This window comes from Nitrosospira sp. NRS527 (genome assembly GCF_018406445.1).
Taxonomy (GTDB): Bacteria; Pseudomonadota; Gammaproteobacteria; order Burkholderiales; family Nitrosomonadaceae; genus Nitrosospira; species Nitrosospira briensis.
This window is the reverse complement of sequence record NZ_AP024515.1, coordinates 768,643-795,495: the sequence shown is the minus strand read 5'-3', so window position 1 is coordinate 795,495 and position 26,853 is coordinate 768,643. Positions and strand designations below refer to the sequence as shown.

Below are 26,853 nucleotides of genomic sequence, written 5' to 3'. Positions count from 1 at the left end.
AAGCCGTTTGTCTTTTTCACTATTGATCACAATTGATGCAGGCGATCGATAATTCTCGATCGGCTTCATTCTCTTCAGTAAACTCATCGCTTTTCGAAAAACGCTGAATTAACTCTCTTTTTCGCAGGGACACAACGGCGGCTTGCAGGATGGCTTGCCGGAAAAAACACTTTACCGCGTATCGCCCCATTCCCGCCATCCCTTCAGCATCGGAAAATAAAGCCCTCGCCTCACCGGCTGGCCATCGACTGAGCGCATCAGCGCCGCGTAACGGTCGAGCTGGGCGCGATAGCGCTCCTGCTCGCTGTCGAGAAAGCCTTCCAGGTTCGAGCCTTCATGACTGCTGGTCTTGTAGTCCACCACCCACCGCTGGCCGCTCTCATCACGAAAGGTCCGATCGATGACGAGATCGATATACTCGCCTTCGGCTATCGTTGTCATGCGCAATTCGTTGCGAGCATCCCGCTGCGGGCCGAGCAACCATTGTCCACGCCGATCACTCACCGCTTGGGTAAGCGCGGTTATTACCCGTTTGACAGCCGCATCGGTATCGCCCTCATTGCCGGCCATGCCGCAAGCAGCGAGCTGACGCTTGAAGATATCCCGTAACCCGGAAATTTTCGGCGCATCCCAGTTCCCCACCCCATCCTCGGCGATGCGCTGCAGCCAGCGGTGTACGATGTTTCCGATAGTGCGCGCCGTTTCCCCTGCCCATGAATATTCGATCTCGCCCTGAATCGGCGATCCCTGCCGCTGAGCCTTCCACTGTACCGAGGGCGGCGCGACCGACAGTGTCCACCCTGAGACAAGGCGCCGCAGAGACTGATCGATAGCATGTTCGCCCGCCGCGCGCTGCTCTTTATCATCAACGGCAAATAACCCGCCTGAGGACATCGCTTGTGCTGCAGCTTCTGCATAAATATGCTCCACCATCGGCCAGATTTTACTCAGCAGTGTTTTTCCCGCTGACGGTTTCAGCTCAAAAGGTTCAGAAGAGTCTTTCCCTTCGCGTATACCCGCGCTGCCCAGCAGATGCAGGCGCTGCCTGGCACGTGTCGCAGCCACGTAGAGCAAACGCCCATCCTCCAGGCGTTCCTTCTCATCCTCGAGTTTCTCCAGCCATGAATAAATGCGGTCGGCCTCCCCACCCGTTTCCTGAATCGGCGCGAGCAACAGGTCGTTACCTTCGCTTGGCTCTTCCGTGGTAACCGCAGGCCGTAAATACTCCATCCACATGAATAGCTTCTTATCGTTGCCGCGCGATGAGCGACCAAGACCGGGTACGATCACATGATCGAATTCCAGGCCCTTGGCCTTGTGAATCGTCATGATTTGCAGGGTATCGTCGGCTTTTACGTCAGGTAGCGCGAAAAGCCTGACGAGCCCTTCCTCCAAGGCAGCGACGGTGAGAACGCTACCTTTGTTTTCGTTTGCTTCGAGGTAATCGAGGTAGGCCGCGGCATCTTCAAAGTCTGTCGCATCTTCAATACAGGCGGGGCCTCCCAGCGCAAGCCATGCTGCCTCAACAGTGTTCCGCAGCGATTGGCGGCAACGATTAGCCATGCATTCCGCCAACACTTCCCGCACGCGCAGAAGCCGGACATAGCCATCGGCGGAAACCGACGCCATGCGGGCGTCGTCGTTGATCAATTCCCACACTGTACGATCAGGTGGCTTCGCTCCGCCATCTCTTCTGTCTGCCTGGGCATCGCCAGCGACCACATCAGTAACATCGCCAGAAGCGGGTTCGGAACGCACCGATACGAGCGCGTGCATGTCCGCGAGCGTGAGGCCGCACCAAGGCGCGCGCAGCAAAGCGAGCCACGCCATTCGATCGGCAGGATGCGCCAGTGCGCGGGTCAACGCCAGCAGATCCTGAACGATGGGCCTGCGCGCCAGCCCTTCAATTTCTATCGCGCGAAAGCGAATGCCGGCTTTCTTCAGCCGAGGTATGATTTCACCGAGATGGCTACGGTTGCGCACCAGGATTGCCGTAGTGGAGCCGGGATCATCGCACTGCGCTTGCGCGACAATCTCCGCCACTTTTACCGCCTCGGCTGCGTGGTCATCATTGAAAAACGGATATACGCTGACCCCTGTGCCCTCCAACAAGCTGCGCGTTGCGATGGATCGTGCGTAAGATACCGCGCCAAGGGCGATATTCTCCCGCCCCGGCATCACCTGCGAGAACGTGGCGTTGACCCAATCGACGATGCCGCGTTGCGATCGGAAATTAGCGGAAAGAGCACTCGGCTGCAATGCCACATTGCCTATCCCCTCTGCACGGGCGCGGAGGAATAACCCAACCTCAGCCTCGCGGAATCGATAGATGGATTGCATGGGGTCGCCGACCGCCAGCACGCTGCGGCCATCCCCCGGTTCCCATCCGGCAGTCAATTTCACGGCCAGATCATACTGGCTGATCGATGTATCCTGGAACTCATCTATCAATAAGTGCCGAATGCGATAGTCGAGCGCGAGTGCAAGATCGGTAGGCATTTCGGGTTCGCCGAGCGCTCGCAGGGCACCTTGCGCGACCTCGGTAAAGTCCACCTTGTTATGGACTTGAAACACGAGCCTGAGCTGTGCCACCGCACGCGGGAGCAGCCGCATTATCGAGCTGAGCACTTGCCATTGCCGTTCGGTGTATGCGGGAGGCGGAAGCTTTTCACGAACGTCATATAACGCCTGGCAAAGCGCGTTGTCGTCTTGCTCAGCCAGATGCGAAACCAATGCCCGCGCCCTATCCTTCCATGAGTCCGCCATGCCTTTCCTGGCCTTGGGCTCCGGGGGAAAACCCTCTTTTACCGTGTGTTGCTTGCGCCAGGCGCCTTCTTTTGTTTTTGTCAGCAACAGCTCGGCGATGGCATGCCAGCAGGGAACATCCCCCTCGTCATCGCCAGGAAACGTGCTGAGTTCGCAAAGTTGTGCGTAGTCGACGATAAGCGAATCCCTGCCGCTATCTGCCAGATTACGTGCGGCGTAGCGCACCAGTTCAACCAGTTCGTCCCGGCTCGAGGCGGGAAATAGTGAACACAGGCGCCGGAGCGCATCATGTCGTGCGTTCTTCAACGCCCCTTCCAGCTCATCGCGGTCCTTGCCGTGAATATGCCGCAGCCAGTGATCGCGTCGGGCCAGCATTCCGATGAGCAATATCTCGACGCGCACCACATCATTGTCGAGATGCTCCAGCAAATGCTCGACATCCTGCGCCACGGCATCGTTGTTCTCGACAAGACCAATGGTGGCACGCGCTGCTTCGGCATATAAATCGGACGCGTCCTCGATGGTTTCCGGCTGAGAACCGAACTCCGACAGCACAGGCATCTGCCGCGTCAACGATGCGCACAGCGAATCGAATGTCCGGACACGCAATCGCGCCGGATTATCGAGAATATGCCAGCCAGCGCCGGCGTCCCGCTGCAAGACAGCGCCAGCCAGCTCTCGCGTCAGCCGTTCGTACTCGGTTTGAAACGTTTCAGACGGATAAGAGGACGTATCGCGTGCCTGGACAAGCGCCGCCATCAAGCGTTCACGCATCTCTGCAGCCGCTTTTCGCGTGAATGTAATCGCAACGATTTCTTCCGGCTCATCCACAAGCGTCAACAACTTGAGATAGCGCTGTATCAGAAGTCCGGTTTTGCCTGATCCGGCCGGTGCCTGAACAATAAAGGAATGGGCCGGATCAAGCGCACGGCGGCGCTCGGCAAAGTCCGGCGCCAGGCCGGGTCCCTGGTGCGGCGCGAGTTCCGGCGTAGAGAACATAGGTAATGTGCTGCTCATCCTTCCTCTTCCTGCTCGATAAGCTCCTTCCCTGCACGTTCATGAATACGGCAAACGGATCGCACGTCACAGTAGCGGCAAGTGTGCGGATAGGTCTTGGGATCGATTTTGGCATCTCCGCCGATGAAATCGGCCGCGATACGGGCAAGATCGGCGTGCCAGGCCGAAACCAGGTCTTCCCACGATCCATACTGATCAGCCTGGCGTGATTCGTGCAGCGCTTTTCCGCCCGGCAGCAGATTGCCATCACGCGCAAGTGCCGTGAATCGCATCTCTCCCGTTTTAACCTGCGCAAATGCGACCGCAACCGCAGCTGGTTCGGCAGTAACGAGATACAGGGGCAGTTGCGGTTCTTCCGGACGCTCGCCAAGCATGGCGCTTACCGATGGCGCCCGCGTTTTATAATCGATGATGATACGGCGTCCGTCGCTGAGCTCGTCTACACGATCGAGCCGCGTCGTCAGTTCAAGCCCGCCGATTTCGATGCTGCGCTTGTCTTCGATAGCAACGACCGCAAAGTCATTCCGCTTCTTGTCTTCGTTGAGCCATTCTTGGGCCAACCGCACCAGGCGCCGCTGCTCGATCACTGCAAAACGTCCTGAAAGCATAGCTGGACGGTCGCGATGGATATGCGCGGTCGCGTCTTTCGCGGCCAGCATGAGCATCGCTTCCAGATCGTCATCACTCATGGCGTCAAGCGCATTTTTGGTTTTGAGCTGGCTCCAAACCTGTGCAAGCACGTGATGCACCAATATGCCGCGCTGCATTGCATCCAGCCCGGTGCCCGGCAATTTCGTTCCGGATGCGCCCAATCGATGGACAGCGAATGCCCGGAATGGGCAGGCGGCCTGATCTTTTATCACCGCCATTCCGCCACTGGCCATACCGTTAGCGCCATTGCCTGCACCTATTGCCGGTGCTTCGTCATTTTTTATGCGTTCAAGCCGGCCTGCGCGATGGATCAGGTCGCGGTGACTTGCATAATCGGGTAGCTCAAGCTCGCAAACGGCAATATCCGCTATCAGCGGGCTGGGTGCGAGCGCCCGCCCATCGCGGCCGTTGCCATGCCGTGGATGACTCAGGATGACTTCGCTCGCTGCCGACAACCATGCATCGGTAAGCCGGGACGCAAGCGCCAGGGAAGCGCCGGCCGAACCCTGCGGCAATCCGGCGGCTTGCTGAAATTCAATCGGCAGAAAAGGATTGGGGCGTGGCTGCGGCGGCCAGGCTTCGTCAGACAAGCCCATTACCCAAAGATGATCGAACGACATGCCGGCGGCTTCGAGAACACCGAGTATCTGGATAGGAACATTCGGCGTCTCAGGCTGGAACGACACCTCGGCAGCCATATGACGCAAACGCGATAGTGCTTTGCCGTAGCTGGCGTACGGCATGACGCCGCCGAGGGCGGCGAAGTCGGCGAGAACCTCATGCCATTTCTTCAATGTCTGATATTCCGCCGAATCCAGAGCGCGTTCGCCAGGAAAACCGGCGATCCTCAAAACCTCGGAAATAACCCTGGCCAGCGCTGAGGGCGTTTGCGAACCGCGCAGCTTTACTTTGCGGAGCTCGGCATAGGCCGACAGAACCTCCGCTAGAACCGGGCAGCTTTCACCGCCATGTTCGCGCTCGATAAGAGCAAGCAGCCGTTCAAGTGTAATTGTGGGCTCGGTACGATTGCGCAGTTGAGCATCAAGGCTTGCGCGCTGCGCCATTTCAGTTTCGCCGCCGCTGAGAAAGGGCGATCGGAGCAAGAGGCTTGCGCGCTCGAATCCGATTTCTCCCTCGCCGAGTTCGAGTATCAGGAAGGCGGCGTTTATCAGAGGATACGAAACCAGAGCTTTGCCAAGCGATGCATTAAACGGCAATACGCGCTTGGCCGCACCCGGTAGTGATCGCTGGACATCGGGGTCCATCACCGAACTGAAGATGCGCAGGATGGCGCTTCGGTGCTCTGAAAAGGCCGGAACAACGACGCCAATGCGAGCGGAGCCATTTGCTTCGATTCGTGCCCGTGCCCAAGCCGCCGCGCAATAAATCTCCTCACCGGCGTCGTCATATTGCACACGTCGCGAACCGGGATTATGCGGCGGCTGTTGTAACTGCGGTTGCGGCTGCGGTTGCGCCAGCATTACTTCACAGCCCGCATCCTCAAGCTTGACCAACAAGGCTGCCTGTTGCGGTGTAATGATATCGAAACCATAGCAGATCAAGCGCTTCGGCTTATTGATTTCAGGCCTCAGGCACAGCCCGGCTACGAGATCGCAAAGCCGTGCGCGATCAATCTGCCGTGCGCGGCGGGTTGTTTCCTCGTAGTATCGCGACCAATCCCGAAATGCCTTACCGTCTTCGTTCAGCGGGAAATTCCCGAGCCGCGGGATAAAGTGCCATGCATGGGCGAGCTGCCACGCCTCGCGAGCAAGCTGTGCGGCCTCCGCGACGGCAAGCAAAACCGTGCCTGTATCCGAACGGGCAATGGCATCTTCCCATAGAACCTGCTCCTGAGCTGGTCTGAGCAACGCGGGCAGATGAGAGGCTTGCGCGGAGTAAAGCGCGTCCTCGTAGATACGTTCGATGAATGTGGAGATCGGCAGGATATCCGCCGAATCCCAGGCAGAAATGCCTTCCGCTGACCGCGCACCGTCAAACTCGCGTTTCAGCGCGGCTGCGAGTCGCCGATTAGGCGTGACGATCGTGACGTCATCTACTAAGCCGACGTCACGGCTCGCAAAAATTTCCGTCAGAAGAACTTGGGGGAAATTCAGAATGGAGGACATGCGGCAAAAAACGACCGCTGCCGGATCAGCGTTCCAGCTTGTCCAGTTTCCCGGTTACCTTTGCCCAGTCATCGGCATCGGGGGGGGAATCTTTTTTCTCGATGATGGGTTTCCATGCTTTCGATAACTCGGCGTTGAGTGCGGTGAAATGCTGCTGATCCGTCGGCACGTCATCCTCGGCATAAATTGCATCCACTGGACATTCAGCTACACACAGGGTGCAATCAATACATTCATCCGGATCAATTACCAGAAAATTAGGCCCCTCGCGAAAGCAATCCACCGGGCACACATCTACACAATCAGTGTATTTGCACTTGATACAGCTTTCAGTTACTACATAGGTCATGACGGATCCTTGCTGGGCTCTTTGAGAATTCTCAATTTTACCAGAAATTTTACGAATGCCGCTATAACTCTACAACCCAGACCAGCCTGCCAGTATGGGTTTAAGGTGCGAAGCAAGCTGGGATACCGCTGCTGAAAGCGGAGTATGCCACGCTGTATATAACAGCCCTACAGGATGGGCTGCGGCCCGGCCGCCTTTTCTTTTTGCACGTTTGTACTTGAGCGTTGGTATAATTCCGACCTATCCGCCGCGGCTACGGAAGGTGTCCCGCCACAACGTTTTGTCTTGCATTGATCGCCAGCGAGACAACCAATGCGCCAACCATCACCGGCCATTGCAATTTCAGTGTCACAGCCTGCATGATTTTTTCGAATCCCTCTTCCGACTGCGATACCGAATAATAAGGCTGTGCGTGCAATTCGGCTGGAACAGATACTTTCAGCTCGACACTTCCTCCCAGCACATCATCATCGAGCGTTATATCGGTCATGGCGGACAACTCGAGCAGTTGACCGAAACCACCCGGAATTTGTCCCCGGTAAATATAGCGCCCCCCCCAGCCATCGCAACTTGGCATTGCAAGGTTGATCTCGGTACAGAATACGCCCTCCGCCTCAGCGGCGAACAAATATGACACCTGCAACCAGTTGCCCGCAAGGGCGATACTTTTTTTTACGTATTGCGAATACACCTCCGTCTGGCAGGTTGAATCATCAGCACTGGATGGTTCATGCCGATAGGTTATGAAATCGCCATTCAGGCGATCCACGAACAACCCACGAGCGTGGTCGTCGGCCACCATATCCCCGGCAGTTATCTTATTCTTGAAGCTGAGCCGTTCATGCGCCGAGGCGATCCCGGCACCGCTGTACCCATGCGGGCTATCTTCGCGTTGATGGATTTTCCGATAATAATGCTCAACCTGGCGCCGCAACGTATCACCAAAATTATGCGTCAGCAGATAGGAATCCAGTTCGCAAATGATACCTCCGTCATTCATCTTCAACACCGCTTGGATTTTACCGGTCTGCAAATACATTTCCTCGATCCCATCGAGATCGGTATCTTCCAGAAATCTTGTCGGGCGGGGGGCGCAGGCGTCGAGCATCGCTTCCAACTCGACGATGGCTTTAAATACTGCGCGCCTGAGATGAGGGAGATACAAGCCTCCAAACAAGCCATGCCAATACGCATCATTAGCCTGGGACTCATACAGCTTATGCTTCATGGCAACGCTACGTTGCCGCTCCGGCAGCGAGGCCAGCCGCCGGGAAAGGCCCAGCATGCGTTTGTGCATCCAGTTGGATTCGGGATAGCGCGAAAAAAAATTTTTCCAGATACCACCGCGCAGGAACGCCTTGTTGCCGTCATACCAACCCACTGCCTTGGCCTGCTGCACCAGGTCGGCATAAATATTGGCAGGCCCTGCAGGAAGTGTCCACTCGTTCATTTCCATATATGAAGTGGTTGGGAGATACACTACACCCCGGGTTTTCTCGGCAGCATGATAGTCCCGGTAGTGCTGGGGACGAATTATGGGCGACGCCAGCACCCCTTGGATAAAGTTATCCAGCCAGCCTTTTTCATATACCCACTGATAAGTTTCCGGCCAGATACCGAATTTTTCGATATCGTCAAAATAGACAGCGGCATTGCCATGGCCGGTTGTACTGTTTTCAGCCAGAGACTCTATGTACGCTACCGCTTCATCCGCCGGAGAAAACGGCAACCGGTAACGCAGCGCTTCGGAGATGGGAAACAGATCGAGTTTGCGCTCGTCCTCTTCGGTAGTGAAATAACCATCCAGTTCTGCCGCTGTTTTGCCAGCACAAAGAAAATGATAATCGTCCACGATCACGTAGCGGATGCCACAATCCGCTAACGCCGGAACTACCGTTGCTTCCCACACGCGCTCGGTCAGCCATGCACCTTGCGGGCGCCGCCCCAACTTCCTCTCCAGCTTATCGGAAAATGTCTGTATCTGCCCGATGCGATCGCGGTTCGGAATCGCAGCCAGGACCGGTTCTGTATCGCCCGCACCGAATAGCTCGACCTGACCGCGCATCACCATGTCCCGAAGCAACGCCATGTCTTCCGGGTAGTGATCAAACAGATAGTCCAGCAACCAGCCGGAAATATGCACCGCAAAACAAAAGCTGGGATATCGGTGAAGAACTTGCAGGAAAGGCTGGTAACAGCGCAGGTGGGCATCAGCCAGCACCTCTGGAAAATTGCCGACCGGTTGGTGAGCATGAACGCCGAAAAGCAGGGAGACGGATCGGGACATCGAGTTCTCCTCAGAGAAAGCTTAGCCACTCGCTAGCGCCGCTACTTCCGGCCCAGGCTGGCGCTGGTCAGGTGAAATGTATCATATTGCGTTATGTGGCCTGGAAAACAAACTTGGCTTTTCCTGGTCGAAATATCGCTCTCGGGCTTGCGCCGGCAATAGTGCGCTGCAGGTTTTCTTCAAGAGGCGCGCCGCATTGTGCCCGAATCTTGAGCCACAACGCCGCCGCCGTGGCTGATAGGCTGATGCACGGATACGGGTACCGGCAATTTCAGTAAAGAATAGAGATTAGCCAGATTGTCCCGGAATAATTGATCAAAGCTCGACACTACGCTCGGCGGATTGTAATCACCTAGCCACCAGAACCAGTCGGAGCTTTCGCAGGAAGCGAGTTGACGTTCGGCTTTAGCTCTTTCCTCGTCGGTCAAGCGTTTGCTTTGCATCACCAGGTCATAACTGTGCTTGGCCGCACAGAGCAAATCCCAGGCACGGTTTTTGTCCTGATCGCCGATCCATGTGGAAAACGTTCCGTACACCCAACTCCCTGCCGTCAATACCGGCAAGCGGGCGACATCAGCCTGCTGGATGCTTCCCAGATAATCCTTATAAGTAGTCACCTCGATTGCGGGGTGATTTTCAAGTATTCCGTAGAGATCATTGAGAAAGTAATAGCCATTGTAAGGATAGTATTCCCACGCATTCTCGCCATCGAGAATAATACTTACCACTGGATTTTCCCCGGATAATGCGTTGCGGCCGATATCTTCGAGAGAGTGCACCAAATGCTCGGCGGCATCTCGCCCAAACCACTTCGAGTACTCGAAGCCGATCATGTCGGATAGTTTTTCGTCACGGAAGAAGCACGTGACGCTATTGGCCTTACCTTCCACATGATAGGGTTTGTAGAGGTAGCGGCCTCGCTCCGGCAAGGGTCTGCCCCCATACGATTTGCGCAGGCTATTCGCCAGCACGTTTTCCCCGCTGGCGCTCCATTGACAATCGTGGTCCGCAAGAATCTCGAGCATGGCCGCTGATATCGCACCTTCCGCGGGCCATACGCCGCAGGGTGTTATCCCGAAGCGACGCGCATGACTCTCGATAGCTGATGTCAACTGAAACGCGACACGGCCTTTCCCTCCGGGATAACAGCTTTCCACCGGCAAGTGCACGTCGGGCATGTTATCGCGCGCGGAAGAAAAGTCTATCAATAGCGGAGCCAGGGGGTGGTAATGGGGCGTGGTGGACAATTCGATCTGGCCGGATTCAGCCAGCTTGCGATAGCGAGGAATCAATCCCTGTATCAAGTCCCCGATCACATTGAGCAAGTCTAGCCGGTCGGCATGGCTGAAGCCTCTGTCCTGCGTCATCAATCGCACTACCGCTTCATTGGTCCTGCGTACGCTCTCTCCTGTCCATGCCAAGTGATACCACATGATCAGGTCCGCCAGATACTGGCCCGAAAGATAGGACAGTTCCGCCTCGCCGCGAGCCCGCAATGTTTCGTGCATATCATGCAACCGCTTGTAGGTCGGGTACGGTTGCATCATGGTGACGTGATTGCTGCGAAAACAACTGTCGAACGCCCGTATGCGATCTCGCGCGGAAACCTGTTCCAGATCGGGCGTCGCCAGCAAGCGCAAGAGCGGGTCCCGAAACTGACCCGACGCGAACTGTGCCGCATAATCCTCCAGTTGATCCAGCAGTACCGGCACGAAATTCACCACCGCTTTTATGGACGGATGCGCTTCAAGGTGGGCCACCATGTCGCTGTAGTCCTTGATGGCGTGCAGATACACCCATGGCAACGTAAATTCGCCAGTTTCGTAATTGCGATAATCCGGCTGGTGCATATGCCACAGCAAGACTAAATGTATTGGTTGCATTTCTATCTGACCCGATGGAAGGAGGCGTCTGGACAAGCCCTGCGTTCGGCGCGGAACCTGTTCGATCGCCACAAATTGTTCGCTTTATGCGCTCACTGTCTTATTTCATCCCGTTTATCATCTGACATAATGTATTTTCTGCCCCAGCATTTCCGGAGTAATAAGCGTAACGCCATTTTCGGTGACATAAAAGCGCTCGCGGTCCTGCTCCGGGTCAAAACCAGCCATCAGCCCAGGAGGAATTATACAATTCTTGTCGACAACGACGCGTCTCAGTCGCACATTGCGACCGATATCCACGTTGGGCAATATCACTGAATCCTCGATACTGCTGTAGCTGCGTACCTGTACATTTGAAAATAACAGCGAGCGGCGCACGGTTGACCCACTAATGATGCACCCGCCAGAAACCATTGTATCCAGCGCCTGCCCGCGCCGGTCATCGTCGTCGAAAATAAACTTGGCGGGCGGCAATTGTTCCTGGTGAGTCCAGATCGGCCAATCCTTGTCATATAGATTGAGGTCCGGCGTAATACGGGTGAGATCCAGGTTCGCCTCCCAATAGGCGTCTATGGTGCCGACGTCGCGCCAATACGGCACACCCGATGCCATATTGACACAACTGTGGACGAAACGGTGGGCAAATACCCTTCCACGTGGCACCAGGTACGGGATCACATCCTTGCCGAAATCATGGGACGAATGCTCGTCGTCATGGTCATGAATCAATTGTTCGAAAAGAAATGCAGCATTGAACACGTAGATACCCATGCTCGCCAGCGCATGCCCGGGCTGGCCGGGCATCGCGGTGGGCACTGAAGGCTTTTCTTCGAAACCGTTGACGCGCCATTCGTCATCGACGCTCATGATCCCAAGTCCGCTTGCCGTCTCCAAGGGCACGTCGTGGCAGGCTATTGTCATCTCGGCGGCTCTTTCGACATGGTCGGCGAGCAGCTTGCCATAGTCCATTTTGTAAACGTGATCACCGCCCAGAATCAGCACGTAATCCGGATTATGAACTCGAAGTATATCGATATTCTGATAGACCGCATCGGCGGTTCCCTGATACCAGGTTTCTTCGATGCGCTGTTGAGCTGGCAATAACTCGACAAATTCATCGAATCGCCCATCGAGAAATCCCCAGCCGTGCTGGATATGGCTGATCAGGCTCTGCGCTTTGTACTGTGTTGCGATCCCGATACGGCGAATGCCGGAATTAACGCAATTGGAGAGAGGAAAATCGATAATGCGGAATTTGCCGCCAAACGGCATGGCAGGCTTGGCACGCCAGTCTGTAAGCTGTCGCAAGCGGCTACCGCGCCCGCCAGCCAGTATCATCGCTACCGAATTACGCGTAATCTGGCTGATATAACGCAAGTCAGCTCCTTTTGTCTAGAGAATCTCACCTCTGAAGAAGTTCGCGGTGACGCACTCATCAATGGCTGAACCGCGCCATTCAAATTGAGCCGCCTGCTGTGCAGGCTCGAAACCGAAAAGAACCGCCCCCAGAGGCGTCGTGGCAAGAAGCCCCGTACACGGGGCGCCATTTGCGGGCTCTTACGTCTCAGGAAATCCCTTCTCTGTAAAAGCCCGAGGCTGCCTCGCATCCATTCGGATGCTTATCCAGAGACTCCCTGTGGCTGAACTTCTTCCCAGGTTCCATCAAGTTTAATATAGAACAGTTTTGGCTCGAACCCAAGCGAACGGGCAGTATCCCCCGCCTTGTAAAGGTCCTCCTTTACCGCACCGGCACCACAGTCCTCGTGAACGGAGAGCACAGCCACGTGGCTATCATGCAGCCTCTTCGACAACTCCAGATGCGTTTCAAGTTGTTCCGTATTTGCCGCGCCGCCGGCGCATATCACCCGATCAAACGTTCCCTCTTTAACATTCAGGTGCTCAAGTAATTTTTCAATTGTGCCCTGAATCCGAAAGTCCATACATCCAAACACAGCGTGAGAACATGTATGCATCTGTTTTTCCTTATTTTATTTATCCCCAAGATACTGGAGCGAATCAATGAAGGGAATCAGATTGTGCCCCTCTCCATATTCCCCGTCAAGTAGCCCATTTCAGTTTGTAGAGAACAAATAAACTGTCCGGGTCTGTAGCAAATGATCTGTCCGGTTTTATGTTATCCCAAAGGAGGGGAACATTGAAACGGACAAGAAGGTTGCAGGAGATTCGGGAGATGCGATTGCCTGCATAGAATTTCAATTCACGGCCATACTCCGCCGTATCGCCGTATCCTTGCGCAAGCTATAATCGGCTTATGCAATCCGATCCGACACATCATGGCGTAACGGTCAAAGTCAACCCGTCCCTGGAAGCGCTGCTGGCAGCTCGACTTCATGATCCTTTCAGTTATCTCGGTGCTCGCATGGAGCATGGCCATGGCTTGATTCGGGTATTTTATCCGTATGCGATAAATGTATGGATCAATATAGAGGGCAGCTTGGAGGCGATGAAGCGGGCACATCCCGCCGGGATTTTCGAATGGCGCGGCGCCGCATTGCCGTCCATGCCATATCTATTGCGCGTCGAAGACGGTAACGCATGGCCGGAAGCATGCTTGTATGAAACTTATGACGCCTATGCCTTCCAGCCGCAAATTTCCGATTATGACGTCTATTTGTTCAATGAAGGCCGGTTACGGCAAGCTTATCGAACACTGGGTTCGCATATCGCGGAAAGAGGGGGCATCGCCGGCATACTTTTTTCGGTATGGGCGCCTAATGCCGAGCGCGTGAGTGTGGTAGGCGGCTTTAACCGGTGGGATGGCCGAGTGCATCCGATGGCGGTTCATGGCTTCAGTGGCGTTTGGGAGCTCTTTATTCCCGGCCTCCCCCCCGATTCACTCTACAAATATGAAATACGCAACCGCGACAGCGGCACGATCCTTCTTAAAACCGATCCTTATGCCAGGCACTATGAATTGCGCCCCAACAATGCGGCGCGCACGCCCGTGGTCGACGAAACAGCATGGGATGATGCCGAATGGATGATAAACCGTGCAACGTGGGATTGGTTGCACGCACCGCTGAATATTTACGAAATTCACGTCGGGTCCTGGAAGCGGCATCCTGATGGACGTTTTTACTCTTACCGTGAACTCGCCCGGCATCTGATTCCTTACGTGCGTGAAATGGGCTACACCCATATTGAGCTGATGCCAATTTCAGAGCATCCGCTCGATGAATCCTGGGGTTATCAGACGACCGGCTATTTCGCACCCACCAGTCGTTTTGGCTCACCGGGCGACCTGAAATATTTCATCAATGCCTGTCATCTGGAGGGTATCGGCGTAATGCTCGACTGGGTGCCGGCGCATTTTCCTCAAGATGCATTTGCGTTGTCCCGATTTGATGGCAGCGCATTGTATGAGCACGAGGATCCGCGTATTGGACTACATCAGGACTGGGGAACGCATATCTTCAATTTTGGGCGCAACGAAGTGAAATCGTTTCTATTGTCCAGCGCCCATTTCTGGTTAGCGGAATTTCATCTTGATGGGTTGCGCGTGGATGCTGTTGCATCCATGCTCTATCTCGACTATTCACGCAAGCCGGGTGAATGGCTACCCAACAAATACGGCGGCAGGGAAAATCTGGAAGCTATAAATTTCCTGCGCGAACTGAACATTATGGTACACGAGGAATTTCCGGGTGCGTTGACGCTGGCGGAAGAATCCACTTCATGGCCGGCGGTATCTCGTCCCGCCTATACTGGCGGTCTGGGATTTTCCATGAAATGGAATATGGGCTGGATGAACGATACGCTATCCTACATGCGCAATAATCCGGTTTATCGGCGCTTCCATCAGGACCAACTTACTTTCGGCCAGTTGTATGCGTATACGGAAAATTTCGTCCTGCCACTTTCACATGACGAAGTAGTGCATGGCAAAGGATCGCTGCTGGGCAAAATGCCGGGCGATGCCTGGCAGCAATTCGCAAACGTACGCCTGCTATTTACTTATCAGATGACTTATCCCGGTAAAAAGCTCAATTTCATGGGCAGCGACTTCGCCCAGGGACGTGAATGGAACTCGGGATGGGAACTGGACTGGGATCAATTACGCGACGAACAGCACCGCGGCGTCAAGGCTGCGCTGCGCGACCTCAACCATTTATATAGCGGTATCGCCGCATTACACCAACTCGATTTCTTGCCTGATGGTTTTGCGTGGGTAGACTGCCATGATGCCGACAACTCCGTCATAAGCTATCTGCGCCGCGCATGCGATGGCTCATTCGTCCTGATCGTTCTCAATTTCACGCCTGTGCCGCGCACACGTTATCGCATCGGTGTCCCTGCGAAAGGCATGTACCATGAATTATTCAACAGCGATTCCTTACACTACGGCGGCAGTAATCTGGGCAACATGGGGCGCATCGATACGACCGGCGAACCCTGGATGGGTCGGCCCGACTCGATCGTTATCAGTCTCCCGCCACTTGCAGGAATCATTCTTTCGCTTGGATAATGCTCTCCCGGCGTGATATGAATGGATGAGGTGGAGCTTGCCGCACGGCCCATCGCGCTTCTGATCGATAATCGCCCGACAAATGCTTGATTCGGTCGAGTTCGGGAAGATACGTTAATTTAACGGGGCGCTACCGGCCGTCTGCCGTCCCAACACAGCAGTAGCAAAGCGTACCGAGCAATCAAGCTCATTTGGCACAGCAACCGCGAGGGATAACTTGCGGTGGGCTGCGCCCGCTTATTCCTTTTCTGATGAATAGCGGCATCAAGACGATGCGCTTTACTCGACCGGCCGGTGTCGGATGGAAATCAGTGAAATTCCGGACTGAGCCTCATTTCTCACTCTTTCCAAGAAAATCTTAATCGGTGGACCGCAATGCCACGAGCTTTATCAAATCCCAACCCCGGTGTTCTGTTTATCACGCCGGAAATTTATCCTCTGAGTAAAACCGGGGGTCTCGCGGATGTCAGCGCGGCGCTACCGCTGGCGTTGCGCCAATTGAAGATCGACGTACGTGTACTCATCCCAGGCTATCCGCAAGTGCTGTCGGGTCTCAAAAAAAAGCAAAAGATAGCCGAATTCAGGGATCAATCCCCATTTCCGCCGTCGACGCTGCTATCCGCAAAGCTGCCGTTGGGCGCATCCGCATCTCTTCCCATTTTCATCATTGATTGCCCCGTACTGTACCAGCGGGAAGGGGGGCCATACGTGGATAATGCTGGGCGCGACTGGCCGGATAATGCCTTGCGTTTCGGACTTCTCTCGAAAATTGGCGCAATTCTGGCGAGTGATGCGAGCCCGCTCGTCTGGCGCCCACGAGTTGTTCATTGCAACGATTGGCAAAGCGGCCTGGTACCGGCTTATCTGCATTTCCATAGAGGGAAAAAAGCGGCATCGCTGATGACTATACACAATCTCGCTTTCCAGGGCATATTTCCGCCCGATACGGTGGCTCAACTGGGTTTGCCTGCCGAAAGTTTCGATATAAATGGCATGGAATATTATGGCAATATGTCGTTTCTCAAGGCGGGGCTCCATTATTCCGACCATATCGCTACTGTGAGCCCGACATATGCGGAAGAAATTCAGACGACACCACTGGGCTTCGGCATGGAAGGTCTGCTGGCTGCGCGACGCGGGCACATCAGTGGAATCATTAATGGTATCTCTTCGGAATGGAACCCTGCTACTGATCGCTATATTACGCAAAATTACGCTATTACCAATCTTGCAGCCAAAGCGCACAACAAAACCGCATTACAACAATTGCTGGGGTTGGCTGCCGATCCGCATATTCCGTTATTCGGCGCCGTCGGCCGTTTTACTTATCAGAAAGGTTACGATCTTTTATTGCAAGTTGCAGCGCGGTTGACCGAAATACCTGCCCAGCTTGTGCTTCTGGGCAGCGGTGAAACCGCGCTGGAGCAGGAGTTCACCAGGCTGGCGAAAAATTATCCGGGGAAAATGGCGGTCCGTATCGGCTTCGAAGAAAAACTTGCCCACTTGATAGAAGCGGGCGCGGATAGCTTCCTGATGCCTTCCCGCTTCGAACCGTGTGGCCTGAATCAGATGTATAGCCAGCGCTACGGTACGCCCCCGCTGGTTCACGCAACCGGCGGCTTGCGCGACACCGTAGTCGATTGCACGCCCGCAACTCTGGCCGATAAAAATGCCAGTGGTTTTTTGTTCCACGACATGACCGCCGACAGTTTTCTCAGTGCGATACAGCGGGTTGCCGTTGCTTATCACGATAAATCAGTGTGGTGCCGCTTGAAGAAAAATGGCATGACAAAAGATTTCAGCTGGCATTCGAGCGCTGCTGCGTACCGGCAAATCTATCTGTCGCTTTTCTCCTGAGCTCCCGGTCGAGATAGAACAATCACGGGGAAACCTGGAGACTTATTCAGCGTTTTGAATCACGGGGAGGTTTTTATTTCATGACCGCATTGGGCGGTAAAGCATGGAGCTGACAAACCCTTGGACCAAATTGAAAAAAAGAAAAATTACACCCACACCATCATGCCCATTTCAAATGGATGCGTCAGCAAAGGTTGATATGGATAAACGCGTATGTAATAGTCCAGCTTTCCGCATAAATTCGGAGTGAGGCTCAGTGAATACAGGTGCTCGCCCGATTCTTCGATCCCGCTGAATTCAAACCTGACATGATTGAACTCGCGCAGCGTAACCTTATTGCGCTGACGGCAAATCAACATTTCCACTATCACGTCCTCAGGCTGTAAACCATTCAACCTTACCGCGACATCAAACTGCGCGGTATCACCAAAACTGATACGCTTGCATGGTGTATTCAATCGACGAATCGCTACGCCTTCCCATGTTTTCCGCACGAAAGCTTTCCAGGCCGCGACTTTCTTCGCCCCGCTGAAGTCATCGGCGGCATAAAGCGCTCCCTGCTTGCTTGCCGGTACATAAAACTTCTGGGTGTACTCGCTTACCATGCGCGCGGCCGTGTAACGCGGCAGCAACGACATCATCGAGTCCTTCGCCATTTTTACCCAACCCGAGGAGTAACCCAATTTATCGCGGGTATAGTAGAGCGGCACGACGTGGTCCTGCAGCGTTTCGTAAAAATCCCTGCTCTCTTCCTTGTCGCGCCGCGCCAGATCCATATTTTCCGGCCCGGGCTTGATCGCCCAGCCATTCCTGCCGTTATAGCCCTCGCCCCACCAGCCATCGAGTACGCTCAGGTTGAGCGTACCGTTTATACCTGCTTTCATGCCTGAGGTCCCACTTGCTTCCAGCGGATATACCGGGCTGTTGAGCCACACATCGACTCCGGCCACCAACCGCCGGGCGAGACGCAAATCGTAATCCTCGACCAACAGAAGTTGTCCTTGAAATTCAGGCATCTGAGCAACCTGGTTGATATGACGAATCAGGTCCTGTCCCGGAACATCGGCAGGATGTGCCTTGCCTGCAAAAATTATGATAACTGGGCGGTCCTGATCGAGCATGATCCTGCGCAACCAGTCGAGATTGTCAAATAGCAGTGTTGCGCGTTTGTACGTGGCAAAACGGCGAGCGAAGCCGAGTGTCAGAATGTTCGGGTTTATAGGATCAGTGAATCTCAGCAGGCGGTCGAGATGCGCTTCAGAACCATGATTACGGGAAATCTGGACGGCGAGACGAGCACGTATGCTATATAGCATCTGTGATTTCAGGGTTTGCCGCACGCTCCAGAACAGGTGATCGGGAATGGCGTTGATACGCGACCAGTAATCGGTATCACACATATGGTTACGCCATTCATAGCCGAGATAACGGTCGAATAAATCCGGCCATTCCTGAGCCAGGAAGGTCGGCACATGCACGCCGTTCGTGATATGTTCCATCGGATTTTCTTCCGGCTCGATCTGTGGCCACAAATCCCTGCAGATTCGCGCGGAAACGTTGCCATGTATCTTGCTCACGCCGTTCTGAAAGCGCGAACCATGAATGGCAAGATTTGTCATGTTGAAATCGTGACTGCCGCGAACGCGACCCAGCGCCATGAATTCTTCCCGGGTAATTTCAAGATCACGGTAAAACCCTTCGAAATAGGCAGCCATCATGTCATCGCCGAAGTGGTCATGTCCCGCCGGTACCGAGGTATGGGTTGTGAACACCGTGCTTGCCGCCACTGCCTCCAGTGAACTCGGGAAATCCAGCCCCTGCTGCACCAGATTACGCATACGTTCCAGCATCATGAACGCAGCATGCCCTTCATTGATATGCCATATCGTTGGCTTGATTCCCACCTCCCTCAACGCCCGGACACCGCCAATGCCAAGCAGGATCTCCTGCTTGATGCGCAGGTTCCGGTCGCCGCCGTAGAGTTGATGCGTGATATCGCGGTCATCCGGCGAATTTTCAGCTAAATTCGTATCGAGCAGGTAAAGTGTAACGTGACCGATCTTCGCCTGCCAGACCTTGACGACGACCTTGCGTTGCGGCATTTCCACTTCGATTCGTATTTCCGAACCATTGCTGCCCAACACGGGCGCTACGGGCAAATCCTCAAAATCCGAATCTGTATAAATAACTCGTTGATTACCCAAATTATCGATGGTCTGGAAGAAATATCCCTGACGGTAGAGCAAACCCACGCCGACCAATGGCAAGCGCAAATCGCTCGCTGCTTTGCAATGGTCACCTGCCAGGATACCGAGGCCACCCGAATAGATTGGAAAGCTCTCATGGAAACCGAACTCGAAACAAAAATATGCCACCTGATCATCAGGGTGCAAACCGGTCGTTGCGCCGTTTCGCACCGGTTCCGAATGATATGAATCGTAAGCCGAAAGAATGCTGTTGTAATTGGCGAGAAATACCTGGTCTTCGGCGGCTCTCAGCAGCAGCGACTCATCCACGCGCTTGAGAAAATCTTTGGGGTTGTGCCCCACTGTCGCCCAAAGACTGGGATCCAGTCGGGAAAATAGCGAGCGCGTAGCGCGATCCCAGCTATACCAGAGATCATTTGCCAGTTCCTCGAGCCGCGCCAGGCGGGGAGGTATTTTTGGATTGACAGCAATAGTGAATACGGTGCCGGACATGGGTAATTTTCGATAAGTGAAGAGTTGCCTCAACCCGAAAGCCGAGGGGGGAATCGCGTAGCCGGATTTAACCTGAATCCGGTAGTTGACCGCTCATTTAATAGATCAGCGTTATGATAAATAACAATATTTCATATTATTTGACGCTCACCTCCCGGGTGAGGGCGCTACGGGGGTGAATTGCACGGTTTTTGCGGCACGTGGCTGCGGTGCAACTTCCTGGAATGAAACACTTTCCCCCGTCCATCTACCGGATTCAGGCTTATTTAGCGCTATGCTCGGAGAAAGTGCTCGCGATAGTATTTCATCTCGGCAATGGAGTCGTAAATATCCGCCAGCGCCTCGTGCTTGCATTGCTTTGTCAAGCCTGCCGAGATTTCCGGTTTCCAACGTTTTACCAATTCCTTCAGGCTGCTTACGTCCAGATTACGATAATGAAAATAGGACTCCAGCTGGGGCATCCAGCGTGCCAGAAAACGCCGATCCTGGCATATCGAATTGCCGCACATGGGAGAGACTCCCGTGGCAATATAATCTTGCAGAAACGTGATCATGGACGCCTCCACCTCAGCTTCTTTCAGGCTGGAAGATCTCACCTTGTCCACGAGGCCGGATTTTGCATGCGTAGACTTATTCCAGTTGTCCATGCCGTCGAGCACCGCTTCGGGCTGAGATAGAACCAGCACCGGCGCTTCCGCCACCAGGTTCAATTGAGAATCCGTTATCACGAGAGCGACCTCGAGGATATGATCATCCTGCGGACTAAGCCCGCTCATTTCCATATCTATCCAGATGAGGTTGTTGTTGTCTTGTGCCATAATTAGATCACTTTACTGAATTTTCAACGTGTAATTGTGTCATATCGGTACTGACCCGTCACCTTTCATTGCGTTGCCGCTTCGCCCACCTATAGACCATGCAAACGTTCACGACCCTCTTTCTTGCCGCCCTGACGCTTGCTTTTTTAGCGCGGATATGGCTGGCAACACGGCACATCCATCATGTTCTCGCCCATCGCGATCATGTGCCTGACGATTTCTCTTCGCGAATTACATTAGCGTCACATCAAAAAGCGGCTGACTACACCTGTGCCAAAACGCGGTTGGGATATATCAGCATAACGCTCGATACGTTGCTTTTGCTTATACTTACCTTGGGCGGCGGATTAAATGCCTTGGCGGATTTCTGGTCAAACTGGTTTAGCGACCCGTTGATACACGGCATAGCGCTCATTGTCAGCGCGGCGCTAATGATGAGCGTAGCAGGAATCCCGGTTGGTTATTACCGTACTTTTGTTATTGAACAAAAATTTGGTTTCAACAAGATGAGTCCCCGCATGTTTTTTCTCGACCTGATCAAACGCGCGCTACTGGGAGGACTGCTGGGCTTCCCGCTGCTACTCGGTATCTTATGGTTGATGCAGAAAATGGGGCCGAGCTGGTGGTTCTATGCCTGGCTTGCATGGATGGGCTTCAACGTGGTGCTTCTCGCCATCTTCCCGACCTGGATCGCGCCGCTTTTCAATAAGTTTACCCCGCTTGAGGATGCTCCGCTCAAGGCACGTATTGAACAATTGATGCGTCGATGCGGCTTTAAATCCAGCGGTCTTTTCGTAATGGATGGTTCGCGTCGCAGCAACCACGGCAACGCTTATTTTACCGGCTTCGGCAGGACGAAGCGGATCGTTTTTTTCGATACGTTGCTTTCTCGTCTGGATACGCCCGAGATCGAGGCGGTGCTAGCGCATGAATTGGGACATTTCAAACGACGCCACGTTATCAAACGTATCGTATGGACGTTTGCCATGAGCCTTATATTTTTATGGGCGCTGGGCTACTTGATGCAGCAGGACTGGTTTTACGCGGGATTAGGCGTTTCCGTTTCACACGTGTCTTCCTCCGCCATGGCGCTGCTGCTGTTTTTTTTAGTGATGCCCACGTTTACTTTTCTGTTTCAACCGGTGGCAAGTCTATATTCGCGCAAGCATGAGTTCGAGGCTGACGAGTATGCTGCAGGTAATGCCTCGGCCACCGACCTCATACGCGCACTGATAAAACTCTACCAGGATAACGCCGCGACGTTGACCCCGGATCCCTTGCATTCGGCATTTTATGATTCCCATCCGCCCGCCGCGATGAGAATAGCGCGTCTGCAAAACCTGGCGCATAATTGAACTTCTGGAGTATTAGCCCGGATGTTCATAAATTGACGCGCGCCCTTGCTGGTCTTTTATTTCGTATGAAAATTTCGTTCAGTCGGGCGTATGAATAACTACGCTACTCTTTCACAAAATCTCCCTACAAAACAAAATCCTGCGCAATCATCACGCGAATTTATGAAACATCCAGGCTAGCTATTTTTCAAACTGACCAGCGGGAGTAACAATGAACGCCACTGCCAACGACCTCATCAGAAAGCAATGCAAACCCTGCGAGGGCAACATGCCCCCGCTTTCTCCCAATGAAATAACGCTGCTGATGCAGCAGCTCGAGGGGTGGGAGTTTTTCGATAAGATAATTAGAAAAAGCTATAATTTCAAGAACTACTATCAGACCATGGCTTTTGTTAATGCCATTGCCTGGATTTCCCATCGCGAAGATCATCACCCGGACATCATGGTCGGTTACAATAGATGCAAGGTCGAGTATACCACCCATGCAATCAATGGGTTATCCGAGAATGACTTCATTTGCGCAGCGAAAATCGATACTCTATTCAACATTTGAGAACAATTCGGCAGGGTCCAACCGCGTCGCCGATTACCGGACAGATAGTCGCTGCATTCGGCAGATCTTTTCTCGTTAAAACCGTAAGCGGCGCAGCGCTGTCGTGTGTAATGCGTGGAAAAAAAGGCGGCGTGGCATGCGGCGATGTGGTGGAGATTCAGCCGACTGAATCGGGGCAAGGCGTCATTGAAAACATAATGCCTCGTAGCGCCCTATTGTATCGTAGCGATGCTTTCCGCGAAAAACTCATCGCCGCCAATATTACACAGGTTATTATCGTGGTGGCTGCGGTGCCGAGTTTTAGCGAAGAATTGATCAATCGCTGCATTGCTGCTGCTGAGAACCAGCGCATAAAAGTACTGATCGTACTTAACAAGGCTGACCTGATCCAGCCCACAAACACTGCTTCCAACATCCTTTCCCTCTATCGGGAACTTGGCTATTCGTCGCTGCAACTCAGCGCGAAGACAAATATCGAACCGCTATTACCCCATCTGCACGGTCATCTCAGTGTCCTGGTAGGTCAGTCCGGAATGGGCAAATCTACTCTTATCAATGCGCTCATCCCCGCGGCGGAGCGCGCCACTTCCAGTATTTCCGTTGCGCTCGATACCGGACGACATACTACTACCCATGCGCGACTCTACCACCTCGACGACAATAGCCGGATAATCGATTCTCCCGGCATGCAGGAATTCGGTCTTCACCATATTGACAGGGATGCGTTGGCGTGGGGGTTTGTTGAATTTCGCCAGTACATGGGGCTATGCAGGTTCAATAATTGCCGCCACGCGAATGAACCTGGCTGCGCGCTTGTGCAGGCTGTTCAGGAAGGCAAAATCAGCGCTCGACGCCTTGCTTTTTATCAAAAGCTGGCTAAATAGCTCACCCTATATAACTTCATCCCATATCGTGAGCAGGATGGGCTTAACTGGTGCAACATGGATCTAAATGAAAAGAGCAGGTATTCTGGAAAAACAACGGGAGGTACTTTAACAAGTACCTCCCGCAGAATTAATGTTCCCGAAACGGAAACCGCTTTCGTCTTAGACCTCGTTGACCGCCGCCCGACGCACATCTGTATCGACCTCGAATCGCGCTAGAGGCAAATCACCGTACAACAGCGCTTCTCTCTCGGCGCAACGCTCTACGTTGGCATCGCCCTGCGCTTCGAATATCCGCAGCCATTCGATGTACTCGCTCGGCAGGTCATGCTCGATGGCGCCCAGGATAACCATCGCTTTATGCCAGTGGTAAGGCCGGAGAACCGCCTCTTTGTAGCTCCCGGCAAAAGTCAACGCGGTGTGTGTGCCGGTTGACGTAACGACCGGTATATTCAGTTCGCTATAGCCTGTTCCAAGGCCTTCCGCCTGATTCAGGCTTTCTCTATCCTTTACGTTGATCTTATAGAGAACGCCATAAACCCGATTTCTCTGATTACCGGTTGCTTCGATATTGCTTTTCCCGGAACCGTCACGGCTGACCTTTCCAAAGGTAAACCTGCGTCCTTCAATAAAGCCAATGTCTACTGCTACCGCTGATGGCGCGATATTCGAGGCGTTTATCCTGCGAGAGAACATATTCGCGCCGTATGCGAAATAAAGAAATGTGTTAGTCGATGTTAGCATGATGGATGCCTATAAATAGGTTAGCTGGTTAAAGTAAAACGCCCAAGTTCTGCATGTGTAACTCGTCACTCAATGACAAATGTGTTACTGACTATATGACAACCAGGGTAAGAATTACGCTTTCATGCCGATCTTTACACCGAGATGAACATTTGCTTCGTCCATCTTATAAAGAAGCTCGACCACCAAATCGCACTTCCCTGACATTTTTTCCCCTCTTGAACCGCTTGTTGACACATTTTTAAACGGACTAAGGGTATTTAACTACTTCACAAATACTTAACGTGAAGTATACACATTCTTCACAAATTCACAACTATTTTATGTATTCACCACAGATTCTTCACACCCTGGATAAAATTTTTTCTGCCTTTTGAGATGCTCCTAGTGGGGACGAACCAGCAAAATTGAAATTTCGACAGTTTTCACCAATTGCTCTGCCACAGAACCGGTGACCAAACGCTCCAGACCCCGACGGCCTTCCGTACCCACAACGACCAGATCCGCCCCCCATTCCGTGACGGCAGCAGCGATGGCCTCCATGATGGCAGTCCGGCCATATCTTTCTTCCGCGTCCAGTAAACGGGTTTCCACTATTGGCGTCGCATCGGTAGTTGCCGTAGTCCTGGCACGTTCCAGCAGCGCCGCTCCAGCTTTTCGGTTATCAGCCCCGTCATCGTCGATCCCTTTCATCCCTTTCGTCACGGTATGGACGATGCACAGTACGGCTCCATCGGTAGCTGCGATATACTGGGCCTCTTCCAATGCGCTGCGGGAAATTTCATCGTCGGCGATAGCTACCATGATCTTCTTGTACATTAGAACTCCTCTTATAGTGATTCATGAAAAGAGGCGGGCATCACGTGCCCGCCTCAATTAGGATAGTATCCCCAGGTCAGCTAGTCAGCGGTGCCGCCTGTCGAAAATTTCTCGAAATATTTCTTGATGATGACCTTGCTGGGTATCTTGCCGGCCTGATGAAAAACCAGGTAATTGATAAGCCCGTGAATCGCCAGCGCCACCAGCATGCCTTCGAAGATGCCTATCTTGAAGACCAGCAAGGCGGTAAGAACTGAAAGTATCAGCGCGTATTGCCCATAATTGGCAACATGCCACAATCCCATGACCATTTTCCAGCCGGAGAAAATCATGATTGCGGCCAGCGAGAACTTCGGCAGATATTCAAGATAGTGCGAATTGAAGAAGAAGAAGAGAACGACCGAACCGACGACAACATTCGAAAACTTGGTATATGCCCCAGCCAGTCTGTTGGTGGTGCTTTTAGCCAATCCGTCCAGGTTGGTCATGCCGCCAAAAAAACTCGCGCCCATGTTGCTTATCCAGATAGACCACAAGCTGTTATTGGTGTTGCATTTGCGCCCCAGCGGATCTATTTTTTCGATCGCGGCGTTGCTCATTACCTGCTCTATCACATCGATCGTGGCGAGCATTGCCGCGAATCCCACGATGTACACCCACATCATTGCGCTCTCGATATGCGGTATCGGGAGGGCAAGCACAAACGGAACATCCTCCACGAATAGCATGGACATCGGCATGTATTGAGCGAGCACGATACTTGCTATTATCAATAGGAAATAAGGAATTGCGGGTTTCGTATCCTTGAATTTGGAAAACAGGTATACAAACGCGGCGAAACCGACTATCGATATCAGCACGATCTGGATTCGTGCCTCGTTCCAGAATACATCGGCCGTTTCCAGTTCTGCCGGTATCTCATAGCAAAATGTGGCAAATTTGAGGCCTATCTTCAGGCCCACTCCCGCCAATAGCCCTTCTACGAGATAAACCGGTACCGCCTGCAAGATATACCGTTGCCAATTGTATTTCCATACGACCGCTTGCATGCTGGCTGTCAGGAAAATGACAAACGCCATATTCTCGATACCGAAGGTGTGAACGCCCATCGCCAGGGCAGGCGCGAGACCGGCTGCCACCCCCGGCACGCCGATAAAATTGCCGGGCTTGAAAAATGCATTGACCCATCCGATGAAACAGGCAAAAACGACCGTCGCCAGCGCTACTTTGATAGGATACTCCGACATCATGGCAATGCCGATCGATAGTGGGACCGCCATGGTTCCAGTTATAATTCCAGCCTGAATGTCACGAGCGAGATACTTGGCCTGAAACCCCGCCGATCCTGGCGCGACAACTTGTTCCGCAGTGGCGCCGGGCGCATGATCGTCGGTTGACAGCGGCTTATCTAAAGTAGATGAACTCATGGTACCTATCCTTCCTTTTTAAAAAATTTAAACATAACTTCAAACGAAGAAGAAACCGAGAGGGTGACCTGCTTTCCGGTGGTTGTTCGACGTCTGCTCAATTTCGTCATAAGTTAAAAAACAGCTGATCTG

17 protein-coding genes are annotated in these 26,853 nt (G+C 53.4%); 5 read left to right on the top strand and 12 right to left on the bottom strand.

All coding sequences use genetic code 11. The annotated features are described in order from the left end of the window. Window positions 1-171: 171 nt before the first annotated feature. The 7 genes from KJS40_RS03490 to KJS40_RS03460 form a co-directional block, all read right to left on the bottom strand. Entirely contained in the window at window positions 172-3,783 is a 3,612-nt protein-coding gene (locus KJS40_RS03490; RefSeq protein ID WP_244859688.1) for a UvrD-helicase domain-containing protein, read from the bottom strand. Continuing rightward, window positions 3,780-6,560, bottom strand: a complete 2,781-nt coding sequence (locus KJS40_RS03485) for a PD-(D/E)XK nuclease family protein (RefSeq protein ID WP_213539085.1) — start codon at window positions 6,558-6,560, stop codon at window positions 3,780-3,782. Before KJS40_RS03485 ends, KJS40_RS03490 begins: the two co-directional genes overlap by 4 nt. A gap of 25 nt (window positions 6,561-6,585) precedes the next feature. Further along, complete coding sequence (gene fdxA / locus KJS40_RS03480) at window positions 6,586-6,909, bottom strand: ferredoxin FdxA (protein ID WP_025040257.1); 324 nt, start codon at window positions 6,907-6,909, stop codon at window positions 6,586-6,588. A 253-nt stretch (window positions 6,910-7,162) separates the two neighbouring features. Next, a complete protein-coding gene (locus KJS40_RS03475; RefSeq protein ID WP_213539084.1) occupies window positions 7,163-9,196 on the bottom strand; it encodes an alpha-amylase/4-alpha-glucanotransferase domain-containing protein in 2,034 nt (677 codons plus the stop codon). 179 nt (window positions 9,197-9,375) lie between these two features. After that, a complete protein-coding gene (locus tag KJS40_RS03470; RefSeq protein WP_213539083.1) occupies window positions 9,376-11,079 on the bottom strand; it encodes a glycoside hydrolase family 57 protein in 1,704 nt (567 codons plus the stop codon). A 117-nt stretch (window positions 11,080-11,196) separates the two neighbouring features. Continuing rightward, entirely contained in the window at window positions 11,197-12,417 is a 1,221-nt protein-coding gene (gene glgC / locus KJS40_RS03465; RefSeq protein ID WP_213539701.1) for a glucose-1-phosphate adenylyltransferase, read from the bottom strand. A 281-nt stretch (window positions 12,418-12,698) separates the two neighbouring features. Next, entirely contained in the window at window positions 12,699-13,052 is a 354-nt protein-coding gene (locus tag KJS40_RS03460) for a carbonic anhydrase (protein ID WP_025040260.1), read from the bottom strand. A gap of 299 nt (window positions 13,053-13,351) precedes the next feature. Here KJS40_RS03460 and glgB point away from each other — a divergent pair, with 299 nt between their 5' ends. Both glgB and glgA read left to right on the top strand, forming a co-directional pair. Beyond that, entirely contained in the window at window positions 13,352-15,565 is a 2,214-nt protein-coding gene (gene glgB / locus KJS40_RS03455; RefSeq protein ID WP_213539082.1) for a 1,4-alpha-glucan branching protein GlgB, read from the top strand. 375 nt (window positions 15,566-15,940) lie between these two features. Then, window positions 15,941-17,422: a glycogen synthase GlgA gene (gene glgA / locus KJS40_RS03450; protein ID WP_213539081.1), complete on the top strand. Its 1,482-nt coding sequence runs from the start codon at window positions 15,941-15,943 to the stop codon at window positions 17,420-17,422. Between the two features lie 146 nt (window positions 17,423-17,568). Here the strand turns inward: glgA and glgP are convergent, their stop codons facing one another. Next, on the bottom strand, window positions 17,569-20,121 hold the full coding sequence (glgP, locus tag KJS40_RS03445; RefSeq protein WP_213539080.1) for an alpha-glucan family phosphorylase: 2,553 nt from the start codon (window positions 20,119-20,121) through the stop codon (window positions 17,569-17,571). Window positions 20,122-20,393: 272 nt separating this feature from the next. Beyond that, entirely contained in the window at window positions 20,394-20,939 is a 546-nt protein-coding gene (orn, locus tag KJS40_RS03440; protein WP_213539079.1) for an oligoribonuclease, read from the bottom strand. A 98-nt stretch (window positions 20,940-21,037) separates the two neighbouring features. Between orn and KJS40_RS03435 the strand changes: the two genes are divergently transcribed. From KJS40_RS03435 to rsgA, 3 genes are all read left to right on the top strand, one after another. Continuing rightward, complete coding sequence (locus KJS40_RS03435) at window positions 21,038-22,294, top strand: M48 family metallopeptidase (protein WP_213539078.1); 1,257 nt, start codon at window positions 21,038-21,040, stop codon at window positions 22,292-22,294. A 211-nt stretch (window positions 22,295-22,505) separates the two neighbouring features. Beyond that, window positions 22,506-22,847, top strand: coding sequence for a 4a-hydroxytetrahydrobiopterin dehydratase (locus KJS40_RS03430; RefSeq protein ID WP_213539077.1), 342 nt, complete (start codon window positions 22,506-22,508; stop codon window positions 22,845-22,847). Continuing rightward, window positions 22,844-23,731, top strand: a complete 888-nt coding sequence (gene rsgA / locus KJS40_RS03425) for a ribosome small subunit-dependent GTPase A (protein WP_244859687.1) — start codon at window positions 22,844-22,846, stop codon at window positions 23,729-23,731. The genes KJS40_RS03430 and rsgA overlap by 4 nt, the downstream gene beginning before the upstream one ends. A gap of 162 nt (window positions 23,732-23,893) precedes the next feature. Here rsgA and KJS40_RS03420 read toward each other — a convergent pair whose 3' ends face one another. The 3 genes from KJS40_RS03420 to KJS40_RS03410 form a co-directional block, all read right to left on the bottom strand. After that, window positions 23,894-24,475, bottom strand: coding sequence for a gamma-glutamylcyclotransferase (locus KJS40_RS03420; protein ID WP_025040268.1), 582 nt, complete (start codon window positions 24,473-24,475; stop codon window positions 23,894-23,896). 384 nt (window positions 24,476-24,859) lie between these two features. Further along, window positions 24,860-25,294: a universal stress protein gene (locus KJS40_RS03415; RefSeq protein ID WP_025040269.1), complete on the bottom strand. Its 435-nt coding sequence runs from the start codon at window positions 25,292-25,294 to the stop codon at window positions 24,860-24,862. Window positions 25,295-25,374: 80 nt separating this feature from the next. Beyond that, complete coding sequence (locus KJS40_RS03410; RefSeq protein WP_213539076.1) at window positions 25,375-26,721, bottom strand: SulP family inorganic anion transporter; 1,347 nt, start codon at window positions 26,719-26,721, stop codon at window positions 25,375-25,377. Window positions 26,722-26,853 lie beyond the last annotated feature (132 nt).

What these genes read in the sequence shown, in the direction of transcription:
- KJS40_RS03490 (WP_244859688.1), bottom strand. Translation starts at nt 3,783, where the DNA reads ATGAGCAGCACATTACCTATGTTCTCTACGCCGGAACTCGCGCCGCAC.
- KJS40_RS03485 (WP_213539085.1), bottom strand. Translation starts at nt 6,560, where the DNA reads ATGTCCTCCATTCTGAATTTCCCCCAAGTTCTTCTGACGGAAATTTTT.
- fdxA (WP_025040257.1), bottom strand. Translation starts at nt 6,909, where the DNA reads ATGACCTATGTAGTAACTGAAAGCTGTATCAAGTGCAAATACACTGAT.
- KJS40_RS03475 (WP_213539084.1), bottom strand. Translation starts at nt 9,196, where the DNA reads ATGTCCCGATCCGTCTCCCTGCTTTTCGGCGTTCATGCTCACCAACCG.
- KJS40_RS03470 (WP_213539083.1), bottom strand. Translation starts at nt 11,079, where the DNA reads ATGCAACCAATACATTTAGTCTTGCTGTGGCATATGCACCAGCCGGAT.
- glgC (WP_213539701.1), bottom strand. Translation starts at nt 12,417, where the DNA reads ATGATACTGGCTGGCGGGCGCGGTAGCCGCTTGCGACAGCTTACAGAC.
- KJS40_RS03460 (WP_025040260.1), bottom strand. Translation starts at nt 13,052, where the DNA reads ATGCATACATGTTCTCACGCTGTGTTTGGATGTATGGACTTTCGGATT.
- glgB (WP_213539082.1), top strand. Translation starts at nt 13,352, where the DNA reads ATGCAATCCGATCCGACACATCATGGCGTAACGGTCAAAGTCAACCCG.
- glgA (WP_213539081.1), top strand. Translation starts at nt 15,941, where the DNA reads ATGCCACGAGCTTTATCAAATCCCAACCCCGGTGTTCTGTTTATCACG.
- glgP (WP_213539080.1), bottom strand. Translation starts at nt 20,121, where the DNA reads ATGTCCGGCACCGTATTCACTATTGCTGTCAATCCAAAAATACCTCCC.
- orn (WP_213539079.1), bottom strand. Translation starts at nt 20,939, where the DNA reads ATGGCACAAGACAACAACAACCTCATCTGGATAGATATGGAAATGAGC.
- KJS40_RS03435 (WP_213539078.1), top strand. Translation starts at nt 21,038, where the DNA reads ATGCAAACGTTCACGACCCTCTTTCTTGCCGCCCTGACGCTTGCTTTT.
- KJS40_RS03430 (WP_213539077.1), top strand. Translation starts at nt 22,506, where the DNA reads ATGAACGCCACTGCCAACGACCTCATCAGAAAGCAATGCAAACCCTGC.
- KJS40_RS03420 (WP_025040268.1), bottom strand. Translation starts at nt 24,475, where the DNA reads ATGCTAACATCGACTAACACATTTCTTTATTTCGCATACGGCGCGAAT.
- KJS40_RS03415 (WP_025040269.1), bottom strand. Translation starts at nt 25,294, where the DNA reads ATGTACAAGAAGATCATGGTAGCTATCGCCGACGATGAAATTTCCCGC.
- KJS40_RS03410 (WP_213539076.1), bottom strand. Translation starts at nt 26,721, where the DNA reads ATGAGTTCATCTACTTTAGATAAGCCGCTGTCAACCGACGATCATGCG.